This is a genomic window from Bradyrhizobium tropiciagri (assembly GCF_001189845.1).
Lineage (GTDB): Bacteria > Pseudomonadota > Alphaproteobacteria > Rhizobiales > Xanthobacteraceae > Bradyrhizobium > Bradyrhizobium tropiciagri.
The window spans coordinates 1-22,974 of record NZ_LFLZ01000090.1 but is presented as its reverse complement, the minus strand read 5'-3'; the positions used below and the strand labels follow the sequence as shown (position 1 = coordinate 22,974).

Annotated in this window: 20 protein-coding genes and 1 pseudogene; 12 read left to right on the top strand and 9 right to left on the bottom strand. The window is 64.5% G+C overall.

Translation table 11 applies throughout. From position 1 onward, the window contains the following. The first annotated feature begins 16 nt into the window (after positions 1-16). Positions 17-1,108 (top strand): ABC transporter ATP-binding protein, encoded by a 1,092-nt coding sequence (locus AKN84_RS39485; RefSeq protein ID WP_050425777.1) that lies wholly within the window; start codon positions 17-19, stop codon positions 1,106-1,108. A gap of 28 nt (positions 1,109-1,136) precedes the next feature. Here the strand turns inward: AKN84_RS39485 and AKN84_RS39480 are convergent, their stop codons facing one another. After that, positions 1,137-2,135: a helix-turn-helix transcriptional regulator gene (locus AKN84_RS39480; RefSeq protein ID WP_244485733.1), complete on the bottom strand. Its 999-nt coding sequence runs from the start codon at positions 2,133-2,135 to the stop codon at positions 1,137-1,139. 524 nt (positions 2,136-2,659) lie between these two features. Between AKN84_RS39480 and AKN84_RS39475 the strand changes: the two genes are divergently transcribed. The 3 genes from AKN84_RS39475 (at position 2,660) to serA (ending at position 4,986) form a co-directional block, all read left to right on the top strand. Further along, the gene (locus AKN84_RS39475; protein WP_244485732.1) at positions 2,660-2,968 is read left to right on the top strand and encodes a hypothetical protein; all 309 of its coding nucleotides are present in this window, start codon (positions 2,660-2,662) and stop codon (positions 2,966-2,968) included. A gap of 151 nt (positions 2,969-3,119) precedes the next feature. Then, a complete protein-coding gene (locus AKN84_RS39470; RefSeq protein ID WP_074125918.1) occupies positions 3,120-3,479 on the top strand; it encodes a BA14K family protein in 360 nt (119 codons plus the stop codon). 253 nt (positions 3,480-3,732) lie between these two features. Next, positions 3,733-4,986, top strand: a complete 1,254-nt coding sequence (gene serA / locus AKN84_RS39465) for a phosphoglycerate dehydrogenase (protein ID WP_050425774.1) — start codon at positions 3,733-3,735, stop codon at positions 4,984-4,986. A gap of 9 nt (positions 4,987-4,995) precedes the next feature. Here serA and AKN84_RS39460 read toward each other — a convergent pair whose 3' ends face one another. Beyond that, complete coding sequence (locus AKN84_RS39460; protein ID WP_050425773.1) at positions 4,996-6,432, bottom strand: helix-turn-helix domain-containing protein; 1,437 nt, start codon at positions 6,430-6,432, stop codon at positions 4,996-4,998. Positions 6,433-6,577: 145 nt separating this feature from the next. Here AKN84_RS39460 and AKN84_RS39455 point away from each other — a divergent pair. Together AKN84_RS39455 and AKN84_RS39450 are read left to right on the top strand one after the other, a co-directional pair. After that, a pseudogene (locus AKN84_RS39455) lies at positions 6,578-8,214 on the top strand (isocitrate lyase). A 227-nt stretch (positions 8,215-8,441) separates the two neighbouring features. Further along, on the top strand, positions 8,442-8,969 hold the full coding sequence (locus AKN84_RS39450) for a DUF4269 domain-containing protein (RefSeq protein ID WP_050425772.1): 528 nt from the start codon (positions 8,442-8,444) through the stop codon (positions 8,967-8,969). A gap of 17 nt (positions 8,970-8,986) precedes the next feature. On the opposite strand, the gene AKN84_RS39445 is transcribed toward AKN84_RS39450, so the two are convergent. From AKN84_RS39445 to AKN84_RS39415, 7 genes are all read right to left on the bottom strand, one after another. Next, positions 8,987-10,189: a PepSY-associated TM helix domain-containing protein gene (locus AKN84_RS39445; protein WP_050425771.1), complete on the bottom strand. Its 1,203-nt coding sequence runs from the start codon at positions 10,187-10,189 to the stop codon at positions 8,987-8,989. After that, positions 10,182-11,207 (bottom strand): extracellular solute-binding protein, encoded by a 1,026-nt coding sequence (locus tag AKN84_RS39440; protein WP_050425770.1) that lies wholly within the window; start codon positions 11,205-11,207, stop codon positions 10,182-10,184. Before AKN84_RS39440 ends, AKN84_RS39445 begins: the two co-directional genes overlap by 8 nt. A gap of 1 nt (position 11,208) precedes the next feature. Further along, complete coding sequence (locus AKN84_RS39435; protein WP_050425769.1) at positions 11,209-13,536, bottom strand: TonB-dependent siderophore receptor; 2,328 nt, start codon at positions 13,534-13,536, stop codon at positions 11,209-11,211. Between the two features lie 271 nt (positions 13,537-13,807). After that, positions 13,808-14,041 carry a hypothetical protein gene (locus AKN84_RS47590; protein WP_157863385.1) on the bottom strand — a complete coding sequence of 78 codons (234 nt, stop codon included), beginning with the start codon at positions 14,039-14,041 and terminating at the stop codon, positions 13,808-13,810. Positions 14,042-14,254: 213 nt separating this feature from the next. Further along, the gene (locus tag AKN84_RS47585; protein WP_050425767.1) at positions 14,255-15,181 is read right to left on the bottom strand and encodes an acyl-CoA thioesterase; all 927 of its coding nucleotides are present in this window, start codon (positions 15,179-15,181) and stop codon (positions 14,255-14,257) included. Further along, a complete protein-coding gene (locus tag AKN84_RS47580; protein ID WP_050425766.1) occupies positions 15,181-16,296 on the bottom strand; it encodes an Rv3169 family protein in 1,116 nt (371 codons plus the stop codon). Before AKN84_RS47580 ends, AKN84_RS47585 begins: the two co-directional genes overlap by 1 nt. Positions 16,297-16,345: 49 nt before the next feature. Continuing rightward, positions 16,346-17,581 carry an ABC transporter substrate-binding protein gene (locus tag AKN84_RS39415; protein ID WP_050425765.1) on the bottom strand — a complete coding sequence of 412 codons (1,236 nt, stop codon included), beginning with the start codon at positions 17,579-17,581 and terminating at the stop codon, positions 16,346-16,348. A 202-nt stretch (positions 17,582-17,783) separates the two neighbouring features. Between AKN84_RS39415 and AKN84_RS39410 the strand changes: the two genes are divergently transcribed. From AKN84_RS39410 to AKN84_RS39390, 6 genes are all read left to right on the top strand, one after another. Continuing rightward, on the top strand, positions 17,784-19,337 hold the full coding sequence (locus tag AKN84_RS39410) for an acyl-CoA synthetase (RefSeq protein WP_050425764.1): 1,554 nt from the start codon (positions 17,784-17,786) through the stop codon (positions 19,335-19,337). A 107-nt stretch (positions 19,338-19,444) separates the two neighbouring features. Further along, positions 19,445-20,407 carry a phosphotransferase family protein gene (locus tag AKN84_RS39405; protein WP_157863384.1) on the top strand — a complete coding sequence of 321 codons (963 nt, stop codon included), beginning with the start codon at positions 19,445-19,447 and terminating at the stop codon, positions 20,405-20,407. Continuing rightward, entirely contained in the window at positions 20,404-20,910 is a 507-nt protein-coding gene (locus tag AKN84_RS39400) for a hypothetical protein (RefSeq protein ID WP_050425762.1), read from the top strand. Before AKN84_RS39405 ends, AKN84_RS39400 begins: the two co-directional genes overlap by 4 nt. 181 nt (positions 20,911-21,091) lie before the next feature. After that, positions 21,092-21,703 (top strand): aromatic ring-hydroxylating oxygenase subunit alpha, encoded by a 612-nt coding sequence (locus tag AKN84_RS49640; RefSeq protein WP_244485731.1) that lies wholly within the window; start codon positions 21,092-21,094, stop codon positions 21,701-21,703. Beyond that, entirely contained in the window at positions 21,612-22,349 is a 738-nt protein-coding gene (locus AKN84_RS49635; RefSeq protein WP_244485730.1) for an RHO alpha subunit C-terminal catalytic domain-containing protein, read from the top strand. The genes AKN84_RS49640 and AKN84_RS49635 overlap by 92 nt, the downstream gene beginning before the upstream one ends. Beyond that, on the top strand, positions 22,349-22,846 hold the full coding sequence (locus tag AKN84_RS39390; protein WP_050425761.1) for an aromatic-ring-hydroxylating dioxygenase subunit beta: 498 nt from the start codon (positions 22,349-22,351) through the stop codon (positions 22,844-22,846). Before AKN84_RS49635 ends, AKN84_RS39390 begins: the two co-directional genes overlap by 1 nt. Positions 22,847-22,974: the final 128 nt, after the last annotated feature.

The window sequence follows — 22,974 nt, the reverse complement described above, 5'->3', positions numbered from 1 at the left end:
GACGGAAAAGGATTCCATGGCGCACGTCGAGATCGAGAACGTCAGCAAGGCATACGGGCCCTACAAGATCATCGAAGGGCTCGACCTCAAAGTGGCCGACGAGGAGTTTGTCGTGCTGGTCGGCCCGTCCGGCTGCGGCAAGACCACGACGTTGCGCATGATCGCGGGGCTGGAGGCCGTCACCAGCGGAACCGTCCGCATCGGCAACCGCGACGTGACGCAGTTGCGCCCGGGCCTGCGCAACTGTGCGATGGTGTTCCAGAACTACGCGCTCTATCCGCACATGACGGTCGCCGAGAACATCGGCTACGGCATGAAGGTGCGCGGCGAGCAGCGCGCCAGCATCGACAAGGCCGTGAACGACGTGGCGCGCGTGCTTGACCTCGAGCAGTATTTGCAGCGCCGGCCCAAGCAGCTTTCCGGCGGACAGCGCCAGCGCGTCGCGATCGGCCGCGCCATCGTGCGCAGCCCGGACGTTTTCCTGTTCGACGAGCCATTGTCCAATCTCGACGCCAAGCTGCGCATCGAGATGCGGACCGAGATCAAGGCGCTGCACCGCCGTCTCGCCAAGACGATCGTCTATGTCACGCATGATCAGGTCGAAGCCATGACGATGGCCGACCGCGTCGTGGTGATGAACAAGGGCCGGATCGAGCAGGCGGCCGATCCGATCACGATCTACGAGAAGCCCAGCAATCTCTTCGTCGCGGGCTTCATGGGCGCGCCCAGCATGAACTTCATCCATGGCGAGATCACAGCCCGCGACGGCGCGCTCACCTTCACCGAGCCGTCGGGCACGGCGTTGCGCGTGCCGAAGTCGCGTGAGGCGGCCTATGCGGGCAGCGTCGGCAAGCCCGTGGTGCTCGGCGTGCGGCCCGATCATGTGTTGCGCGAAGGCGCGCCCGCGGGCTCCTCCATCCGCATATTTGTGAAGGACGTGGAGCCGCTCGGGCCGCACACGCTGGTGATCGGAACCGTCGGCGCATTCGCGTTCACGGCGCAAATGCCGGTCGGCGTCGCCGCCGAGCCGGATCAATTCATCGACGTTGCGCTCGACCTCGAGCGAACGCATCTGTTCGACAAGGCGTCAGGGATGGCGATTTGCTGATCTGCCCCGGCGCTCGACAATCGCCCGCTTAGCCGCAGAATCCGCGGGCTCGCCGCACCGTGTCGGATGGATAAAGGCCAAATGCCGAGCGGTACACCGCGGCAAACCGGCCCATATGCGTAAAGCCCCACTTCAGCGCAACTTCACTGACCGGAAGCAGGTTCTCGGGTCGCGATAGTTCATCGTGGATGGCCTCGAGCCGAACTTGTCGCAAATAGGCGACCGGCGTCGTGGCGTGAATTTTGCGGAAGCCTAACTGCAGCAGCCGGCTGCTGACGCCGACCGTCTCGGCAATGTCCGATATCGTCAGCGGCAGATGAGGATTGGCCCGCATATAATCGACAGCCCGCCTGATGTAACGCGGCGGCGCATCCAGAGGGTGGCGGTTCAACCGGTCGCTCAGCCGATGCGGGACGTTCTCAAGGATGAGCTGTACCGTGGCCTCGGACAGCAGCGCGCTGGCTTTTGGAGAGCGCGCCAGGGTCCCGTCATACAGGCCGGTCGCGCTGGTACGAACGAGCTGAAGCAGCGTCTGCCCGGCCCCGGTCGACAAGCCGACGATGGGCGTCAAATTGAGATCTTCGAGCGCTGCGCTCCCGAATGTCGCGGACAGCACCTTCGAAACGATGCCCGTATGCAAGGTAAGCGTTACGCTTGAGTACCGTCCATCGACCGCTTCGACGCGCTGCGCCTGCATCGTCGGGAGGGGGACGATGGCGATCTCGGACGGGGTTCGCTCGACGTTCTTTCCCGCAATGCGCGTCTCGGCCTTGCCGGCATTCAGCAGGCCTATTGCGAGCTCTCCAGCAGAGTCCTCGTATGAGTAACGCCAATCCCAGCCTGCTGAAAGGTCCGCCCGTACGACGTCAATCTCCGCGCCAATTGCAATATCCGCATGCCAACGAAACGATTGGTTGGGCTGCAGCGGGGAGTGGGCGCTGATCCCGTGCGGTCTGAGCATTTCAAGGAGTTCTTCAAACGAAGAGCCCGATCGTGTGGGAGGTGCAGCGAGTACGTCGTCGACCATCAAATCCTAACCAATTGCTGTGCGCTAAGTGACCCGATCCATCAGACCGGGGGGTAGCCATCCCTCTGAGACGTCTGCCACACGCACAAACCGCACGGTCACCCTAACACAGCCTTGGGGAAATCAGGTCGCGTTCCCTTTTTCGTCTCGCTCGATATCCAATTTCCGAACAGGATATCCAGATCACGAAATCGAGCAGCGAAAGGTAAGATTTGATCCAATTCGCTCGCCTCGGAGCATGCCCGCTGCGGTCACGCCTATCGCGGTGCCGGCGTTTCAGAATACCAGCGAGCGTGGCTGCGCACGCAACCGGTCATGCTAGCCATAATCCGAATGCATCCATCCAGAATGCGATGGCGTCCATGGACTCATAGCCCATTTGGCCTAAATGCTCCGGGCCTACTCAAACGGGTTATGAAAGCATGCTTACAAGGATAATTTGCGTATTCGCGCTCACGGTTCTTTCGTCCATACCTGCGCTGGCCGATGGCTGCGCAGATCACGTTCAGAGCACCGGCGTTCCCATGGTCACCGGTATGACGCACAAGACCTGGATGATCTTCCCGTCGGTCAATCCCGCTGCCGCTCTCGACAAGGTGTCCCGCGCCGTCCTGGCCGAGGGTTTTGTCGGTGTGAACGTCGACAAGAAACTCGGCACGCTGACCGTTCAGCAGGAGACCACCGGATCTGGCCGGCCACAGACGTTGCAGGTCGTCGTCCGCAAGGACGGCAAAGGCAGCCGCGTCGATGCGACCTTCATCCTGCCGCCGGGACAGTTGGCTCCAGGTGTCGGCGATAACCTCTGCCGCGTCGTGAACGCAGCCGGCCAATGAACTCCGCCCATTTGTGAAGCAGGCTGACGCGCGAATTGTAACCGGCCGCGCGTGTCCGGGTGTCGTCCGGTCACCGGACGCGCCCATCCATGTTGAGGGAATCGGGACGCAGGTGCCGGCCTGCGCCCACAGCAATGAAGCAGGAGATATGATGCGTAGGGCTCGCTTTCTGAAAGTCGTTTTGACGGCCACCACCGGCGTTATGATGTTTTCCGTCTCCGCGATCTCGGCTCCGCTGCAGCACGGTGCAGGTGTTGCGGCCGCAGCGCCGGCCGTGACCGAGAAGGTCTGGTGCCGCTACGGGAACTGCGATGGCGGCGCTGCTGTCGGCGGTCTGGTCGGCGGCCTCATCGGGGGCGTCATTGCGGCCGGTGCGGCCAACGCGGCCGCTCAGCAGGAAGCGGCTGCCGCCCAGCAGCACGCGACGTCGTGCGCCCAGCGCTATCGCTCATACGACCCGGCGTCGAATACGTTCCAGGCCAAGGACGGCCGGCGCTATCCTTGCCAGTAAACGTTTGGGGTGCCGCCGCGCCTGCTCCGGTGAGCCGGAGCAGGCGTTCGAACGTCCGGGGCAGAACGGAGGCTCTGCCCGCGAATCGAGCAAGATATTTGGCTGAATCGGTTCCCGCCCTGCGGGGCTTGGCCGGAAATCGCGGGGCAGGCCGCTGACGGCGGCTTCTGACGCGATTGCTTTCTATGTTATCACCGGATCCGTCGAAACTGCGTTCGTGCATGACCTGCCGAACCTACGAGCCTGGATCTTGATGATGTTGTCGCTTCCCAAGACAAAAATACGCGTGCTGCTGCTGGAGGGCGTGAACGATTCCGCGGTCCGGATGTTCGAGGCGAACGGCTATACCGAGCTGCAACGCCTGCCCAAGGCGCTGGGGCCGAAAGACCTCAGGCAGGCGCTGTCGGGCATCCATATGCTGGGAATTCGGTCGCGGACCCAATTGACCGCGGAAATCCTCGAGGCCGCCGACCGGTTGCTCGTCGTCGGCTGCTTTTCGGTCGGCACCAATCAGGTCGATCTCGATGCCGCGCGGAAGCTCGGAATCCCGGTCTTCAATGCACCATATTCCAACACCCGCAGCGTGGCGGAGCTGACCATCGCCGAGATCGTCATGCTGTTCCGCCGGATCTTTCCGCGGTCGGTCTCCGCACATGGCGGCGGCTGGGACAAGTCCGCCGAAGGCAGCCGCGAGGTGCGCGGCAAGACGCTCGGCATCGTCGGCTACGGCAATATCGGCTCGCAGCTGTCGAACCTCGCGGAAGCGATGGGCATGCGCGTGATCTATTTCGATCACACCGACAAGCTGCGTCACGGCAATACCGAGCCGGTCGACTCGCTCGGCGAGCTGCTCGCGGCCAGCGACGTCGTATCGCTGCACGTGCCGGAGACGCCGGCCACCGCCAACATGATTGGCGCGGCCCAGCTTCGGTTGATGAAGCCCGAAGCGTATCTGATCAACAACTCGCGCGGCACGGTGGTCGATCTCGACGCGCTGGCGAGCGCCTTGCGTGAGAACCGCCTGGCGGGTGCCGCGGTCGACGTGTTTCCGGTCGAACCGGTCTCGAACGAGGCGCGCTTCGTCTCGCCGCTGCAGGGGCTCTCCAACGTGATCCTGACGCCGCATGTCGGCGGCTCGACCGAAGAAGCGCAGGATCGCATCGGCGGTGAGGTCGCCCGCAAGCTGATCGATTATTCCGACGTCGGGTCGACCTTCGGCGCGGTCAATTTCCCGCAGGTGCAATTGCCGGCGCGACCGACCGGCACCCGGTTCATCCATGTTCACCGCAACGTTCCCGGCGTCATGCGGCAGGTCAACGACGCACTTTCCCGGCACGGCATCAACATTCTGGCGCAGTATCTGCAGACCGATCCGGAGGTCGGCTATGTCGTGCTCGAGACCGACGTGGTCGGCGGCGAGGGCGAGGCGCTGCTGGCCGATCTGAGAGCCATCGACGGCACCATCCGCGCGCGGGTGCTGTACGACCAGAACCGGCCGCAGGGGTGATCGACCGCGTCAGTCAGCCGAGAAGCCGAACGGCACGCTCGAGGTTCTGAAATCGTCGGGAAGAATCTCGCGTCCGATCGGAGGTGCCGATCGCGCCGCGCATCGCGGGCGATGACAGACCCGGCAGGCGACTCCGATCGGGGTCGGCTCATCGGCGTTCGGCCCCTGTCCGTCGCGCGTGTAGATTAGCTGCCCGGCATGCTCGGCGGCACAGCCGATCGCGATCGCACGCTCGACGCGGATGGCGCCGAACGCGCCGCCCCCGGCGGTCACGGTGCGGGCGATCGAGAAGAACCGCTGTCCATCGGGCAATTCCAGCCATTGTGTCACGATCTGGCGCGGCGTCTTGAAGATGTCGTGGACCGACCACAGCGGGCAGGCGCCGCCGTGCTTTGCGAACGGGAAGCCGGCACCGTCGAGCAGCTTGGAAATGTTGCCGGCCGGATCGACGCGGATCAGGAAGAACGGCACCTTCTCGAGACCCGGCCGCTGCAGGGTCGTGACGCGGTGCGCCGTCTGCTCGAAGCTGGTGCCGAATTGACGGGCCAGCGCCTCGAGATCGTAACGACGCGCCTCGACCGCCTTCGCGAACACGGAATAAGGCATGATGAGCGCGGCCGCGGCATAGGCTGCAAGTGCGCGGCGGGCCAGCAGCTCGGCGCTCTTGCTGGTGAACTTGCCGTCTTCCACCGCTGCGCTGATCTCGCCTTCCAGCTCCAGATAGGCGAGTTGCTTGGCCAGCTGGAAATTGAGGCCTGCGGTATCGAGCGAGTCCTCGAGCAGCAGTTGTCTGCGATGCATATCCAGTCGCCTGACCGAGCCGAGCATGACGTTGGGCGGCAGATAGCGGACCTGGAGCTTGTGACGTTCGCGAAGCCGCTCGATAAATCCGGCCGGTCCGGCCGGCTCATGGACGAGACGCTCGGCGGCATCGTCGAGGTTGGCGAAATTGTTGCGGCGCGCGGCGAGGAATCGCCTGACTTCCGCGACGGGATCGTTGGCGTCGAAGTTCTCGCCCGGCAGCAAGGCGGCACCCGCCAGGTCCGGCGCGCGCCGCTCTGCAAGTGCCAGCTGCTCTTCGCGATAGGCGGTGTAGAGGCGCAGGAACGCCTCGGTCATGCCGGGATAGCTGACCGCGAGGTCGCTGACTTCGAGCGTGGGGATGTCGATGTCGGCAAACATCGGTTCCTTGAGGACGGACTGCATGCGCGCGGTGTGATCGGCGCCGCCGTCGCCGGCGAGATCGGCCAGATCGATCTTGTAGGTGCGGGCCAGCCGAAGCAGCATATCCGCCGTCACCGGCCGCTGGTTGCGTTCCAGTAGCGCGACATAGGGGGCCGAGATTTCGAGATCGGCCGCCATGTCCGCCTGGGTCAGCCCGAGGTCGCGCCGCAGCCGCCGCAGTCGCGGGCCCATGAAAACGGAACGGGCGCTTGAGGTTACCATGGCCTCATCCAATTTCTGTAAGATTCTTACAACAATACAACGGTTTCTTGTAAGTTATGACAAGTTTTCCGCGCCAGGTCTAGCTCCCAACGCCGCCAGGCGTCACAAACGGTCCAGTTATTTCGTCACCGAAGGGATCACGGACATGAACTTCCAACCGCGCGGGATCAGCGATCCGGCTATCCAGGGACCGGCTTCGTATCAGAGTGAGATCGAGGCAGCCGAAGCGCTCCTCAAGACCAAGGACACCTGGAACGGCGTCACCGCCGAAGCCGTGGCGCGCATGCGCCTGCAGAACCGCTTCAAGACCGGTCTGGACGTTGCCCGCTACACGGCTGCGCTGATGCGCGCCGACATGGCCGCCTATGACGCCGACAACACCAAGTACACCCAGTCGCTCGGCTGCTGGCACGGCTTCATCGCCCAGCAGAAGCTGATCTCGATCAAGAAGCACTTCGGCAACACCGACCGCCGTTACCTCTACCTCTCCGGCTGGATGATTGCGGCGCTGCGCTCCGAATTCGGTCCGCTGCCCGACCAGTCGATGCACGAGAAGACCTCGGTGCCGGCGCTGATCGAAGAGCTCTACACCTTCCTGCGTCAGGCGGACGCGCGTGAGCTCAACGACATCTTCCGTGCGCTCGATGCGGCCCGCAAGGAAGGCGACAAGGCCAAGGAAAAGGCGCTGATCGAGAAGATCGACAACTTCCAGACCCACGTCGTGCCCGTCATCGCCGACATCGACGCCGGTTTCGGCAATGCCGAGGCGACCTATCTGCTCGCCAAGAAGATGATCGAGGCGGGCGCCTGCGCCCTGCAGATCGAGAACCAGTCTCCGACGAGAAGCAGTGCGGTCACCAGGACGGCAAGGTCACCGTGCCGCATGAGGTGTTCATCGCCAAGATCCGCGCCTGCCGCCATGCGTTCCTCGAGCTCGGCGTTGAAGACGGCATCATCGTGACCCGCACCGACTCGCTCGGTGCCGGCCTGACCCAGCAGATTGCCGTGAGCCACAAGCCCGGCGACCTCGGCGACCAGTACAACAGCTTCCTCGATTGCGAGGAAGTGACGGCTGCCAACGCGCGCAACGGCGACGTCATCATCAACCAGAACGGCAAGATGATGCGTCCGAAGCGTCTGCCCAGCAACCTCTACCAGTTCCGTCCCGGCACGGGTGCGGATCGCTGCGTGCTCGACTGCATCACCTCGCTGCAGAACGGCGCGGACCTGTTGTGGATCGAGACCGAGAAGCCGCATATCGAGCAGATCGCTTCGATGGTCGACCGCATCCGCAAGGTCATTCCGAACGCGAAGCTGGCGTACAACAACTCGCCGTCGTTCAACTGGACGATCAACTTCCGTTGGCAGGTCTACGACGCGATGAAGGAAGCCGGCAAGGATGTCAGCAAGTACAACCGTGCCGAGCTGATGAAGCCGGAATACGACGAGACGCCGCTTGCGATCGAAGCCGACGAGCGCATTCGCACCTTCCAGGCGGATTCGGCCAAGCGCGCCGGCATCTTCCACCATCTGATCACGCTGCCGACCTATCACACGGCGGCGCTGTCGACCGACAATCTCGCGAAGGAGTATTTCGGCGAGCAGGGCATGCTGGGCTACGTCAAGAACGTGCAGCGCGCGGAGATACGTCAGGGCATCGCCTGCGCCAAGCATCAGAACATGGCGGGCTCCGACATCGGCGACGACCACAAGGAGTACTTCGCCGGTGAGGCTGCCCTCAAGGCGGGCGGCGCCCACAACACGATGAACCAGTTCGGCTAACAGCCCGAACGGATCGTTGCGACGATCGTCTGGACAGGCGGGATTGCGAGGCAGTCCCGCCTGTCCGCGCGTTTGGCGGGGCGATTTCGACCACGGTGACGCGGTCGGGATCGCCCCGCAACGTTTTGCAAGGCGCTTTCTCTCGTCCTCCGTCCACTCGTAGAGGCTCACGCATTCGACGCGCGCGTGGTATTGCGTCGCTGCGATCCTGAGGGGCGTGCCACGCCATGACCATCGGAGACTACAAGTCCGCCGTCACCAGCTCTGCCGTGCTGGAGCGGCTCGAGCCATTCGATCCCCGTATCGTCGGAACGCTGCCGCTCGGCCTTGCGGTGCCCGGCAGCGACATCGATATCGTCTGCCACACGATGGACCCGAACGCCTTCGCGGACATCGTGTGGACGCACTACCGATCGGCCGACGATTTCATGCTCTACCGATGGACCTCGGGAACGCGGCCGGCAATTGCCCGCTTTGTGTGGGATGGCTGGCCGTTCGAGCTGTTCGGTGACCAGGATCCTGTGGAGCTGCAGCGCGGTTGGATCCACTTCGAGGTCGAGCGGCGGCTGCTCGCGCTTGACGACGGACGGCTGCGGCGAGCCGTCGGAACTTTAAGGGCAGGCGGCCTCAAGACCGAGCCTGCGTTCGCTGCCGTGCTCGGCATATCGGGCGATCCCTATCGTGGATTGATCGAGCTTGCTGTGGAAACGGATGGCGAGCTGCGTGCCCGGCTTGCGGCGTGCGATCTCGGCTGATCGCCGGCTCCTGAAGCTTACTCGCCCGGCACGAGGTGAGCGACCGGCGGCCGCGCGAGGCGCCGGTGCCGGCGGCGGGACAGATAGAGCAGCAGGCCGGTCACGGCAAACAGCGGCATCATCGCCGCGGCCAGCATGAACGCGAGCTTGCCGGGCCATCCCAGGATGGCGCCGCGGTGGATGTCGAGCACGCCGGCAAGGACGCGCTCGCCAAACGTCTTGTCCGCGTAACGATCCGACGAGATGACGCGCCCGGTGATGGCATCGATGCGGAATTCGTCGCGCACGCTCTCGAGCGCCGAATCCCTCGACCACGACCGCACGCGCACCGCCGTCCCGGCGCCGGCCGGCATGGTCAGAAGTGCCCTTCCGTAGTCGTTGTTCTCCTGCTGCAGGAACGCTGACCAGACGTGATCGAACACGAGCGGTTTTGTCTCGGTCTTTGCTTCACTCTTGTTCTCGGCAGCCGCCGCGCCGCGCGGTGGTTTCGGCTGCATCGCCGCGGTCGTGGCCTGCGGCCGCGCCAGCAGCCAGTTGGCGCCGGCCTTGTACCATTCGAACGAGTACCACAGGCCGGTCAGCGTCATCACCAGATAGACCGGCAGCACCCAGGTGCCGATCACGGCATGCAGCGAGCGGTGCAGGCCACGCCCGCGCAGTCCCAGATTTGGCTTCAGCCACATTTTCACGCTGCGCGCGCGATGCGGCCAGCGCAGCACGAGGCCCGATATCAGCATCACGATCAGGCAGATCGCGGCAGTGCCGGTGATCTTGCGGCCCATGCCATTGCCGTCGCCCGGCAGCAGCAGCCAGCGATGCAGCTCGCGGACGGTGGCGAAGAAGTCCTCGCCGCGTGGCGAGCCGAGCACCTGTCCGTCATAGGGATCGACATAGACCGAGGACGGCCGCGCGCCGCCCTCGCTGCGGGCGAAGCGGATGCGCGCCGCGGCCGATGGATCGCTCGACATGGTGACGGCGGAGACCTTGCCGAAATTGCCCGCCGCCTGAAGCCGCGCGACCAGTTCGTCCGGCGTCAATCGCCGCGTCGCACTGGAGTCGACACGCATGATGTGGCTGTTCAGGCTGGCCTCGATCTCATCCTCGAACGCCATCGTCGCGCCGGTGAGGCCGACCACGGCCCAGAGCAGCGCCAGCGCAAGGCCGGCGATGGAATGGACCTGTAACAGCGCGGCCTTGATCGGACGTCGGACATCATTCATCGAAGCCGGCCTTTCGGATCAGGGTGACTGCGGCGGCTTGATGCGCGGCAATCTCATCGACAGGGAGAGCATCGGCAGCGAACGATCCGATCCCCTCCACAATCGGGGCTCGCCTTGCGGTCGCAAGTACGGGGTATTCCAGCTCGGCGGCGGCAAAGATCGTCTGGGCCGCGGGTGTGACGAGGAACTCGAGGAAGGCGCGTGCCGCGGCCGGATGCGGCGCGTGCCGTGCCATCGCCGCGCCGGTCAGATTGACGTGGCTGCCGCCGCCCGTGAACGCGGTCGGCACGGCCTTCACGGCATCCGCCCATCCGCGCCAATTATTGCCTTCGCGGCCATCGCGAAGCTGCGCGAGCGCGACCGTGTTGCCGATGCCGATCTCGCAGCGTCCTTGCGCGATCTCACGGACCACATCGTTGTCCTTGCCGGTCGGCTTGTGGGCTAGATTGTCCTTCAGCCCGGCGAGCCAGCTCTCCGTCGCATCCGTGCCGTGATGGGCGAGATAAGCTGCGATCAGCGCGACATTGTTCTGGTGCGCGGCCGGCCGCATGCACAGCTTGCCGCGCCATTTGGGATCGGAGAGCTCCTCATAGTCGATCGCGGCGAGGGAGCTGTCGTTACGTGTGAGGACCACACGCGGACGGACGGCGAGCGCGATCCACTGGCCGCCGCCACCGCGCAGGTTCGCCGGCACCGCCCGGTCAAGCACTGAAGATGCAAGCGGCTGCGTCAGCCCATGCGTGACAAGCTGCGTCGTCTTGTCGAGACCGATGGTGATGAGGACGTCCGCGGGTGAATCGTTGCCCTCCGACGTCAGGCGCTTGACCAGGCTGTCCTCGACAAAGACGCTCCTGACCTTGGTGCCGGTCGCTGCGGTGAAGGCCGCGATCACGGGTTCGACCAGATTGGCTTCCCGGGTCGAGTAAAGCGTGAGCTCGTCAGCGCGCACCGCAGTGCAGGCGAAAGCGGTCGCGGCCACGGCGGCGAGCAGTCCGATCGCTGTGCGCGCAGCGCCCATGCTAGAACTTCACCGTCGCCGAGAGCGAGAAGCGCCGCGCATCGCCCATCGCCACCGTCAGGATGTTGTTGGCGGATGGATAGTAGACGGTGTCGAACAGGTTCTTGACGTTGAACTGATAGATCACCGGGAACGTCTGGACCTTGGTCTCGTAGGTCGCAAACACATCCGCGATGGTGTAGGACGGCAGCACGAAGCTGTTCGCCGCATCGCCGGGCCGGTCGCCGACATAACGCGCGCCGCCGCCGAGACGCAGCCGGCCGGGCAGGGTGGTGCCGAAATCATAGACCAGATAGAGCGAGGCGGTGTTGAGCGCCACGTTTTGCAGGGCGTTGCCGGCGAGCGTCGGATCCTCGGTTACCCGTGCATCGGTGTAGCCATAGCTGCCGATCATGCTCCAGCTATCAGTCAGCCTGCCGGTGACGTCGAGCTCAACGCCACGCGAGCGAACCTTGCCGGCGGTGCGGTACTCGACGACGGCGGTTGCGGGGTTGAGCTGCGAAACCAGCACGTTCTTCTTCTCGATGTCGTAGAGCGCAAGCGTGCCGGAGATCCGCTTGTCGAAGTCGAACTTGACGCCGGTCTCCCACTGGGTGCCCTCTTCGGGGGCGATGTTGGAGCCGATCACGACGCCGCCGGTGAGCGGCGCGATGGTCGAGGTCGGCTTCAGCGACTGCGTGTAGCTCGCATAGAGCGAGACCTGGTCGGTGAGCTTGAGGATGGCGCCGCCGAGCGGCAGCGCCTTGTCCGCCGACACGTTGGTGTTGGTGATGAACGGCCGGCCCCTGCCGGCGATCTGGTCGTAATCCATGTACCGCACGCCGCCGACCAGCGCGAAGCGTTCGGTCAGATGCAGCGTGTCCTGGAAGAACAGCGACCACTGGCCGAGCTTGTCGGTCTGGGCGCTGTCGCTGGCCGACACCGTGGTGCCCGGCGTAATCAGCCCATAGACCGGGTTGTAGAAGTTGAAGCTCGGCGTCGCCTGTCGGATCAGATTGTCGCGGTAGATCGTGCGGTACTGGCCATCGCCGCCGAACAGCACCTCGTTGCGGAACCCGCCGAGCCAGACATTGCCCTGCAGATAGGACGTCCCGTAACTCGCATTGCTGAGCGAACCCTGCGTGCCGTCATTGCTGCGGGTCTCGACACCGGTCTTGCTGTTGATGCCGGTGATGCGGAGCTGGTTGGCGCTGAAGGTCTCGGTGTTGTAGCTGTAGGCCGCGAACAGCTTCCAATCCTGATTCAGGCGGTGCTCGACCGAGGCCTGCATCAGGTCGGAGGTTCCCCACATGTTGTTGAAGGGCTCGTCGAGCCGGCGTGTCGCGGGGATCGCCAGCGGCGCCTTGGTCACGGAATCGAACGCGGTGCCGCGGTCGAACGGCGCGATGAATTCGCGGTGCTCATAGTTGAGCTGGACGGTGGTGTTGTCGCCGTACCAGGCCAGTGACGGTGCGACCAGCATCTCGCGATGGCGCCCGAAGTTGCGCCAGTAGTCCTCGCTCACGCCATAGCCGATGAAGCGATAGGCGAGGCCGCCATTGCCGATCGGGCCTGTGACGTCGATGGTGCCGTCGGCGCCGCTCTTGTTGTTGGCGTAGGTCGAGCCGAGCAGGGTCATCGAGCCGTGCTGGTAGAGCTCGGGGCGCTTGCTGATCGTGTTCACGATGCCGCCGGGATCCATGATGCCGTAGAGCAGCGAGGCCGGGCCCTTCAGCACCTCGACGCTTTCGACCGCGGCGTTGAGGCTGCGGCCCTGCACCAGCGGCATGCCGTTGCGCATGATCGAGCCGTCACGATTGTCGCCGAAGCCGCGGCGCATCACGGCATCCTGGGTGCCGGCCAGCGTGTTGCCCTGGGTGACGCCGCTGACATTGGCCAGCGCGTCGTCGAGGTTGCGCGGCAGCTGATCCCTGAACACCTGCTCCGGCACGACGTTGACCGTCTGCGCGGTGTCGAGCGGTGAGGCGCCGCTGCGCAAGGTGGTCGCGCTTGGCATCGCGCGATAACCGAGCTTGGCTTCGTTCAGCGCGGCGGCGCTGGCTGCCGCGCGCTCCGACGCGGTCGGTGGCGTCGGCTGGGCATTCCAGCTGGGCTGCCGTGCCGCGGGCTGAGTTCGTTGTGCCGGCTTCGCCGAACTGGCTGCAGGCTTGCGCTTCTGCGTCGGGTGTTCGACCGTGACCGGCGGCAAGGCGACGCTCGATTGGGCGCTTGCCGGCGTTACTGCGGAGGAGACGTCGGCGAGCAGGAACGCTGCGCCGATCAGCAGGTGGGTGCGGCCCTTGTCGGCGGCATTTCGACGGTCGCCGACAACCCGGCGATCAGCATTCACAGGCACTCTTGGACTTCCGATTCACGCGAACTCATTCACGCCGCGCCTCTAGCAGTCGGCGCGCGCGAAAAGAACCGGAGCAGACTTGAATCCCTCTAACCCGATTGGATTTGAATCGTTCTAAGACGCAGCGAGGCTCGCGCGTGTGCGCGAGCCTTGCACTTCATGACTTGATCGTTGCGTCAGCGCGTCAATTGGTCGCGCGATCCCGGAGGTCGTTATCCTGTCACGCCTCACGCGTAGATGTACGCCGTACGTCGCGCCATGCGGCTCACGACATCGTCAGGCTGACCGGCGCCTTGCCGACCATTCCCGTGCTCACGCCATCGCGCGCCATCGATTCGATCGTGCCCCAGTTCTCGCGAAAGATACGCGCCGCCTCGTTGGCGTTTTCCGCCTGAATCGTCAGACTGCACGCGCGTCTGGTGCCATTGCTGGCGAGCTGGAAGTAGAGGACATATCCAGACGATTCCGCACTCCGTGCGGCCAGCGGTGCCTGCTGCATGTAGGTTTTCCCCATAGTGTTCTTGTTGCGCCACCCGCGAACAGGATTTGACAGGGATGCGGCACCTTCGTGATTCAAAACCCACAATCTGCGCGATTGTGCGATTTTGTCTGGCGGTGTTGCCGGGATTCAACAGCCGGTGGAACCAGCGCGGCGCATCGACAGCAACCCAGCAGCGATCACGGCGCGCGCTCGACTCCGTCGCGGCGTGGCTTACGCATCGCCGTCCGGATACACCATCAGGGTTTCCTGGATTGACGTTGCGAGCATCGACCCGTTGCGGTCATGGACGCGGGCGATCGACAGGCCGCGGCCGCCGTCGGCGCACGGGCTCTCGGTGTCGACGTGCATCCAGGCGTCGGGCGAAAATGCGCGATGAAACCAGATGCAATGGTTGAGGCTCGACAGATAGAGCGGCGCGCGCGTCTGCAGGTCGCGGAGATGGCCGCCGATGCTGGAGAAGTTGAGCCACCAATCCGAGAGATAGGCGAACACGGCGGCCTGGGCGCGGGAACCCGTGGCGAGCGGCTGCCTGGATCTGATCCAGAAGCGCAGGCGCGGCTCTGCGGTCGCGGCCGAGAGCTGCCGCTCGATCTCGGGAACGCGGAATTCCATGCTGGGCTTGATGTGCTGGGAGTAGGGACCGAGCGGCCGCAGCTGCGCCATCAGCGCGTCAGGGATCATGGTCAGATCGGGCAGGCTTTCGGGATCCTCTCGCCGAGCAAATGGCACTGCATGCCGCGGACCTGGCTGCGGCGCGCAGAACGTGGCCTGCGCGCTCAGCACCGTTCGCCCATTTCCCTGGCTGCCGACGACGTGCCGCGAGGAGAACCGTTTGCCGTCCTGGAGAACCTGCGCGTCGAAGGTGATGCGCCGGCCAGGGTCGGCGCCGCGCAGGAATAGGAGCTGCAGCATCGCCGCCGGGCGATCCTCGGGCGCGCTGAGCGTCGCGGCCATCATGGCCTGGCCAAGGACCTGGCCGCCGTAGGAGCGCCCGTTGAGATTGCCGTCGCCGAAGCGGCTGCGATAGCGCAGCGGGGCGATGGTCTCGAGCGAGACCAGCGCCTCCGCCGCCCTGTCGTCCCATGGATCGCACGCGGTTTCGTCACCGTCCGCGACGCGGATGCCTTGCCCGTCCATCACATCGCCGGGAATGTCTGCGGTCCCGGATAGAGCGGATAGCCGGCGGCGACGCCGTATTCGCTGATGCCGAATCCGGTCTCGTTGCCGCTTTCGAGCCGGACGACATGGTCCGACAGCGTGCGCGCGATGGCGCGTGTCGCGGCATCGTCGAGGTTCCAGATGTCGTGCGCAGCATCGTTCTCGCCGCGGTCGTCGCCATGGGTCCAGCCCTGCAACCCGCCATACATGCCGGCCTTGAGATAGAACCGGGTCGGTAATCCCAGCATCCTGACGCGGCGCGGCTCGCCGCGATCGAAGCTGAAGGTGAAGTCGGCCGCAGCGATGGTCTGGCCGAGCGGATCGTCGGCCCACTCGATTGTGTGTTCGACCCCGGTGACTTCGCGATGCGACACCGATCCGTCGGTCTCGCGGCGGAACTCGGTGCCCGACAGGTAATGCGGCTTGCCCGGCGTGCGCTCCTTGATGAAGATCGACAGCGCCGACGCCTCGAACTGGAACATCGACCAGGTCCAGAAGAAATTGCGATGGGTCGCAACCGGCGGCCGCGTCTCGTCGGTTCGCATCTCCGAGCGCAGGCCCCAGGACCGGTCGCGCTGTCCCCACCATCGTTCCGGCTCGATTTCGTAACGCTTGCCGTCAGCGACGATCCAGCCGCGCCAGCGGCCGAATTGCGAGACGCGGGCGAGGTCTTCCTCGACGACGCCGTTGCGCTCCCGGAAATTCTGCTTCTCCTGTGCCGCGGGAAAGCTCGCCTTGAATTCGAGCGCGAAGCTGATGCCCGACGGATTCTCGGCGAGCGAGACCCTGTGCAGGCTGTTGCCCTCGACGATCTCGATTCTGAGCCCGCCGACCTCGGTCTCGAGCGGGCGCGTTCCGAGCCGCCGCGAGGCGCGGAAATTGTGCTGGCGGCGGCCGATCGTGATGCCGGCAAAACCGTCCATCACGTTCCGGTTCGGATAATATCCGAGCCCGATATCGATCAGCAGCTCGCTGCCGTCGATCGGATGCGCGGTGTACCAATAGCGCTCGGTGAACCTGATATCGCCGCCGCCTGCCTTGGCAAACGGCCGCGGTGTTTGGTGGCCGATAAGATCATCCTGGGCTGTCAGCATTGTTTTTGTCCTTGGTGTTTGAGCCTCGGTCGTTCGATGCGCCGTGCGGTCAATCCTTGGCCGCCTGCTTGGCCGGTCCGGCTCCCACGATGTCGCCGAACAGCACCCAGGTCTTGCCGTCGAAGCGAGCGAAGCGGCGTTCGGTGATCGCCGCGTAATCCTGCGGCGTGGTCTGGATGGTGATGCCCGGCAGCAGCATCGGCAGCGAGATGCCGCTGAGATTGGCGGCCTGCTTCAGCACGTTCTCCCGCGTGAGGTTGTCGCCGCAACGCTGCAGGATGATCGCGCCGAGCTGTGCCGTGGTGTAGCCGGTCACCGCGATCACATCGTTCGGGTCCATCCCCGGCATGTATTTCGCGACGAAGGCGAGGTAGTCGGCCATGCCCTTGTCGTTGGCCCAGGCCGGATCGTTCGGCGTCTTGTAGGAGGTCGTGGTCAGGATACCGGTCGAAGCGTCGAGCCCCGCCGGCACCAGCACGCCGGCGATCGAATTTGCGGTCGAGCCGAGGAAGATCAGCGGCTTCCATCCGAGTTCGCGGATCTTGCGGATCGCCATCGAGGCGAACTTGTTCTGCGCCGCGATCAGGATCGTATCCGCGCCCGACGCCTTCAGGTTCACGATCTGCGAGTCGATCGTCGGCTCGGTCGACTGATACATCGCCTCCTTGACGATCATCGTGTCGGCCATGGCGCCAAGCCCTTCCTTCAGGCCGAGCACAAAATCCTTGCCGATGTCGTCGGCCTGCAAGAGCACGCCGATCTTGGCGTCCGGCTTCTCGCGCAGGACGTAGCGCGCGATGATCCGGGACTCGTTGACGTAGGTCGGCGAGTAGGGCGTGGTCCAGGGGAACTGTTTCGGATCGTTCCAGCGCGTCCCGCCACTCTGTACCAGCAGCTGCGGGACGCCGTTGCTGTTGAGGTATTTCTGGATCGCGGCGTTGGTCGGCGTGCCGAACGGCGCCATGATCGCGAGCACCTTGTCGTTCTCGACCAGCGCGCGCGTCACCTCGACCGTCTTGGGTGGACTATAGCCGTCGTCGCGGGTCAGGAGGTTGATGTGGCGGCCGTTGATGCCGCCCTTTTCGTTCAGCATCGCAAAATAGGCGAGCATGGTCTTAGGGAAGCTCGCATAGATCGACGCCGGCCCGCTGTAGGGCGCATTGGCGCCGAGCAAGATCTCGGTGTCGCTGACCCCCGGACCATAGGCCTTCTGGGCGTTCGCTGTTCCGAGCGCGCCGGTGAGCGCAAACGCCCACACTGCAAACGTGACGATTGGCTTCCGCATCTTCCCCTCCCATGACGGCCCTCTTTTGCGGGGCTCACTGATCCCGACGGCGGCAGCTTCCAGGCTTTACCCGCCGCGCTCGCTGTGCAATAATAGACCGTCTGTCCGGATTATCAACTGGAATCTCCGGGCGGCGTACCGGCTGCGTGCATGACGGAAATATCCGCAGGCGTACGCAGCGGCGTGGCGGCGAGGAGGAAACATGAAGCTGACGCAGGCGCTCATCTCGGCGGTGCAGTTGCGCAAGGATGCACCGGGCACGATCCATGCCGGACGGTCGCGGAGCTGGAAGGAGATCGGCCGTCGCGTCGCCTGTGCCGCGGGCGGGCTGCGGCGGCTCGGCATCGAGCCCGGCGATCGCGTCGCCATCCTGGCGCACAACAGCGATCTCTATATCGAGGCGCTCTACGCCATCGCCTGGGCCGGTGCGGTCGCAGTGCCGCTCAACACGCGCTGGGCGGCCGCGGAGAATGCCTATGCGATCGACGATTCCACGCCAAAACTGTTGCTGGTTGACAAGGCCTTTGCCGAGATCGGCTCGGCGCTGCGAGGCGCGAAATCGCTCACCGCGATGGTCTATCTGGATGAAGGACAGGTCCCCGACGGCATGCAGGGCTATGACGAGCTGGTTGCGCACGCGCCGATCGAAGATGCGTCCGGCGCCTACAACGATCTTGCCGGCATCTTCTACACCGGCGGCACCACTGGCTTCCCCAAGGGCGTGATGCTGTCGCACGCCAACATCATCTACGAATCGCTGGTCTGGATCTATGCGCTCCGATTCCGCGAGGACACCAGGTATCTGCACTCGGCCGGCATGTTCCATCTGGCCGGCACCTCGCCGATGATCGCACTGACCCTGGTCGGCGGCACCCATGTCACTATTCCCAAGTTCGAACCCGAACTCGCGATGAAGACCATCGCCGAGCACAAGGTGGATTACTGCCTGTTCGTGCCGACCATGCTCAACATGATGCTCAATCATCCGTCCTTCGGCACCTATGATCTGAGCAGCGTCAGGGATTGCGAATATGGCGCCTCTCCGATGCCGGATGCGCTGCTGGTCAAGCTGATGCGCGTGCTGCCGAGCTGGCGCTTCCACCAGGGTTACGGCATGACCGAGAGCGCTGCGCTGGCGACGATCCTGCCCTGGGAATACCACGCGCTCGAGGGACCGCTGGCGGGCAAGCGCAAATCGGCGGGCCGGGCGGCGCCGGGAGTCGAGATCCGTATCGTCGATCCCGCGGGCAATGAGGTGCCCCGCGGCACGGTCGGTGAGATCGCGATCCGCGGCGCCGGCGTGATGCTCGGCTACTGGCGCAAGCCCGAGGAGAGTGCGCGCGTACTGCGCAACGGCTGGCTACACACCGGCGACGGCGCCTGGATGGACGAGGACGGCTTTGTCTATATCGTCGACCGCCTGAAGGACATGATCGTCTCCGGTGGCGAGAACGTCTATTCCGGCGAGGTGGAGAACGCCATCTTCCAGCATGACCAAGTCAAGGAATGCGCCGTGATCGCAGTTCCCGATCCGCAATGGGGCGAGGCGGTGCATGCCATCGTGGTGCCGAAGGACGGCGCGCGGCTCGATTCGGAAACGGTGATCGCGCATTGCCGCACGCTGATCGCAGGCTACAAATGCCCGCGTTCGGTCGACATCCGTCTTGAACCGCTGCCGCTCACCGGCTCCGGCAAGATCATGAAGTCGGCGCTGCGCGAAGAGAAGTGGCAGGGCTATACGAGGTCGGTGAATTGATGCCGGAGGTTGCGAAACGATCCGACGATGTGCCGGGTGCTGCGCCGAACCTTGTTCACCCGGCTGTGGTGAATGATGATGCGGTGCGGACTGCGCTGGCGCAACACATGTCGCGGATATCCGGGAGCCGGACCGAGATCACGAGCTTCGGCCGCAAATCGTCGGGCTTCTCCTGGACTACCTACGCTTTCGTGGCGCGCTCTGCTCTCGGTGGGGACCACAAGCTGATCCTGCGCGTCGGGCCGCCGAGCGGGCTGTTTGCGCCTTACTCCGTGCTGCCGCAGGTTCATGCGTTGCAAGCATTGGCCGGCAGCGGAGTTCCGGTTCCGGCGCTGGTGTCGTCAGCGCAGGATGGCGCCGAGATCGGCTTTCCCTTCTTTATCTGCGAGCACATCGAGGGCGACGTTCCCGCCCCCTGGGCGGCGAGCGAGATCGACCCGAACCACAAGCGCGCGATCGCCCGGCAGTTCATCGAGATCCTCGCGTCGCTGCATCGGATCAATCCAGGCGCGACGCCATTCGCGTCGCAGGCGCAGGGCGCGGATCGCGCCGAACAGCGCGCAATTGCCGGCTGGCGGGCGTCGCTGGCGCGTCCGACAGCGCGTTATTATCCGCTGCTCGATTGGGGCGGCCGCTGGCTGCACAACAATTGCCCGCAGCCGCCGTGCCGCACCATCGTGCATGGCGACTACCGGATCGGGAATTTCATCGAGCATAGCGGGCGGATCGCCGCCATTCTCGATTGGGAGCTGACTCATCTCGGCGATCCCCATGAGGATCTCGCCTGGGCGATGATGCCGACCTTCAACGCCAGGAGCCGGAAGCTCTATGGCGTGCTCGAGCGCGCCGAGGTGATCGATCTCTATCAGCGGGCCTCCGGCATTGTGGTTTCGGACAGGAGCCTCGCCTTCTACGAGGCCTATGCGCTGTACCAGGCGGCGGCGATCCAGATGTGCGCCGTGCGGGCCTTCGAGGTTGATCGTTTCAACGACATGCGGCTTGCGGTGATGGCAAGCCAGATGCCCTCGATCGTGCGGGCCTTTGAGCGCGCCCTGGAGGCCGCGGCATGAGCGCATCCTTCGAACGGCTGATCGACGGCATCATCGATGCCCTGCAAAGCCATGTCGTGCCGAATAGCGACGACGATTTTGTCCGGGGACAGGTGTTCTCTGCGATCTACGCGCTGAACGGGCTGAAGCTCGCCGCGGATTGGAAGGCCGGGCCGCTGCTCGAGCAGGTGCGTCTGCAGGACGACACGTTCGCGGCCGTCAGGCGACTGGCCGACGGCATGATCCATCCCGAGATTCCCACGACGCCCCGCGTCCAGGGCGACACGTCGGACGCGACCGCGATCGAGGCGTTGCGCGACGATGGCGACCGGCAGCTGGGACAGCTTCTGCTCTGGGCAAGCGGCGAGGGGGCGCGTGCCGCCAATCGTGATGCTGCGACCGAGATCGAGCGCCTGCTGCGGCGGGCGATCTGCGACCAGCTCAAGATCGAGCTCGCGACGACGCCGAAGTCGATGCTGCAACAGATTGCGGGCGGCGAACGCGAAGGCGGCGTGCAGGGCTGAGGCACACCGGCGACCACCGGGAATTGCATCGTTGCGCACTGCACGGCGGTGCGCGGTGTCCAGAAAGAGGCTTGCCGGCCTCCGATGCCCATGCTATTAATTTACCGAACGGTCGTTCGGATTATTATTTGAGCGATCGGCGAAGGCATCCGCGCAAGCGGCCGGCGAGGGAGACGGAGCGATGAACATGATGACCGGCGTTCCGCCATGGGAGCGGCTGATCCGGCCCGACCGGGTGCACGGATCGCTCTATACCGATCCCGAGATCTTCGAAGCTGAGCTCAAGAACATCTGGTACCGGACCTGGGTCTATGTCGGCCACGAGAGCGAGGTGCCTGATGCCAACGACTACGTCGTCAAGTCGATCGGCCCGCAATCGGTGATCATGACGCGCGACGAGCAGGGCAAGGTCAATCTGCTGCTCAACCGCTGCTCGCATCGCGGCAACCAGGTCTGCTCCTTTGAGCGCGGCAATGCGCGCTCATTCACCTGTCCGTTCCACTCCTGGACCTTTGCCAATGACGGCCGGCTGGTCGGCTATGCCTTCCCTGATGGTTACGAGGGGCAGGACAAGGCGCAGCTGGCGCTCGGGCGGGTGACGCGCGTCGAGTCCTACCGCGGCTTCGTGTTCGGCTCGTTCGCAGCCGAAGGCCCGACCCTGAAGGAGCATCTCGCGGCGCCGCGAGACCATCGATCGGCTCGTGCGCACCTCGCCGGAGGGCGAGGTCGAGATCACCGCGGGCTTCCTCAAGCATCGCGTCAAGGCGAACTGGAAGTTCATCCTGGAGAATGAGTGCGACGGCTATCACCCGGCCTTCGTGCACACCTCGATCTTCGGTGTCGCCGACAGCATGATCGGCAAGCTCTATGGCGGCGCCTCGACCGCGCTGACGCGCGATTACGGCAACGGCCATACCGAGATCGACCTGCGGCCCGAGTTCCGCAAGCGCGATGCGCCGATGAGCTGGTTCGGCACCAGCGAGGAGCGGCTGCCCGACTACACCGCGCGGATGAAGACGGCCTACGGCGACACCGCGGCGCGCGAGATCATGATCGACGGCACGCCGCATGTGATGATCTTCCCCAACCTGTTCATCGCCGAGATCCAGATGTTCGTGATCCAGCCGCTCGGCGTCGACGATAGCGTGCAGCATGTCACGGCACTGCAATTCAAGGGCGCGCCCGATCTGAACCGCAGGCTGCGCCAGCAGACCATGGGCTCGGTCGGCCCGGCCGGCTTCCTGCTTGCGGACGATTCCGAGATGTACGAGCGTTGCCACCGCGGCGTGCTGGCGCGCAATCCGGAATGGATCTTCCTCGGCCGCGGCGAGAAGCGCCAGCGGCAGGATGAGCTCGGTTTCACAGTCGGCCACGTCACCGACGAGGTGCCGTCACGCGGCATCTGGACCCATTATCGCAAGCTGATGGAGCCGGCCTGATGCTGTCGCGCGAGAGCAGCGCCACCTTGATGAGCGCCATCACCGCCTTCCTTTATCGCGAGGCGCGGTTGCAGGACGAGCATCAATACGAGGCTTGGGAAAAGCTCTGGACCGATGACGGCGTCTACTGGGTGCCGGCCAACGGCGCCGATATCGACCCCGAGCGGCAGATGTCGATCATCTATGACAACCGCTCGCGGATCGCGCTGCGCGTGCGCCAGCTGATGACCGGCAAGCACTTCACCCAGACGCCGCAGTCGAACCTGCGCAGGTTGATCTCCAACATCGAATTGATGGACGAGCAGCCTGATAATGGCGACATCGCGGTCGCCAGCAACAGCCTGATTTTCGAGTCGAGCCTGCGCGACGATACGCTTTGGGCGGCGCGCAATGAATATCGGCTGCGCCATGTCGATGGCGAGTTGCGGATGGCCAGCAAGAAGGTCATCCTCGTCAACAACGACAAGGCGATCTACACGCTCTCGTTCCTGGTTTAGGGCAAATGGGTTCGAATCGAATTGAACCGCACGCTCCACTTCACCTCGCCCCGCGTGCGGGGAGAGGTCGGAACGCATCGTTAGATGCGTTTCGGGTGAGGGGGAGTTTCCGCGAATCTAGCTGTCGC

Bases quoted from the DNA above. Each gene is read 5' to 3' on its own strand.
- AKN84_RS39485 (WP_050425777.1), top strand. From the start codon at position 17: ATGGCGCACGTCGAGATCGAGAACGTCAGCAAGGCATACGGGCCCTAC.
- AKN84_RS39480 (WP_244485733.1), bottom strand. From the start codon at position 2,135: ATGGTCGACGACGTACTCGCTGCACCTCCCACACGATCGGGCTCTTCG.
- AKN84_RS39475 (WP_244485732.1), top strand. From the start codon at position 2,660: ATGGTCACCGGTATGACGCACAAGACCTGGATGATCTTCCCGTCGGTC.
- AKN84_RS39470 (WP_074125918.1), top strand. From the start codon at position 3,120: ATGCGTAGGGCTCGCTTTCTGAAAGTCGTTTTGACGGCCACCACCGGC.
- serA (WP_050425774.1), top strand. From the start codon at position 3,733: ATGATGTTGTCGCTTCCCAAGACAAAAATACGCGTGCTGCTGCTGGAG.
- AKN84_RS39460 (WP_050425773.1), bottom strand. From the start codon at position 6,432: ATGGTAACCTCAAGCGCCCGTTCCGTTTTCATGGGCCCGCGACTGCGG.
- AKN84_RS39450 (WP_050425772.1), top strand. From the start codon at position 8,442: ATGACCATCGGAGACTACAAGTCCGCCGTCACCAGCTCTGCCGTGCTG.
- AKN84_RS39445 (WP_050425771.1), bottom strand. From the start codon at position 10,189: ATGAATGATGTCCGACGTCCGATCAAGGCCGCGCTGTTACAGGTCCAT.
- AKN84_RS39440 (WP_050425770.1), bottom strand. From the start codon at position 11,207: ATGGGCGCTGCGCGCACAGCGATCGGACTGCTCGCCGCCGTGGCCGCG.
- AKN84_RS47590 (WP_157863385.1), bottom strand. From the start codon at position 14,041: ATGCAGCAGGCACCGCTGGCCGCACGGAGTGCGGAATCGTCTGGATAT.
- AKN84_RS47585 (WP_050425767.1), bottom strand. From the start codon at position 15,181: ATGGACGGGCAAGGCATCCGCGTCGCGGACGGTGACGAAACCGCGTGC.
- AKN84_RS47580 (WP_050425766.1), bottom strand. From the start codon at position 16,296: ATGCTGACAGCCCAGGATGATCTTATCGGCCACCAAACACCGCGGCCG.
- AKN84_RS39415 (WP_050425765.1), bottom strand. From the start codon at position 17,581: ATGCGGAAGCCAATCGTCACGTTTGCAGTGTGGGCGTTTGCGCTCACC.
- AKN84_RS39410 (WP_050425764.1), top strand. From the start codon at position 17,784: ATGAAGCTGACGCAGGCGCTCATCTCGGCGGTGCAGTTGCGCAAGGAT.
- AKN84_RS39405 (WP_157863384.1), top strand. From the start codon at position 19,445: ATGTCGCGGATATCCGGGAGCCGGACCGAGATCACGAGCTTCGGCCGC.
- AKN84_RS39400 (WP_050425762.1), top strand. From the start codon at position 20,404: ATGAGCGCATCCTTCGAACGGCTGATCGACGGCATCATCGATGCCCTG.
- AKN84_RS49640 (WP_244485731.1), top strand. From the start codon at position 21,092: ATGAACATGATGACCGGCGTTCCGCCATGGGAGCGGCTGATCCGGCCC.
- AKN84_RS39390 (WP_050425761.1), top strand. From the start codon at position 22,349: ATGCTGTCGCGCGAGAGCAGCGCCACCTTGATGAGCGCCATCACCGCC.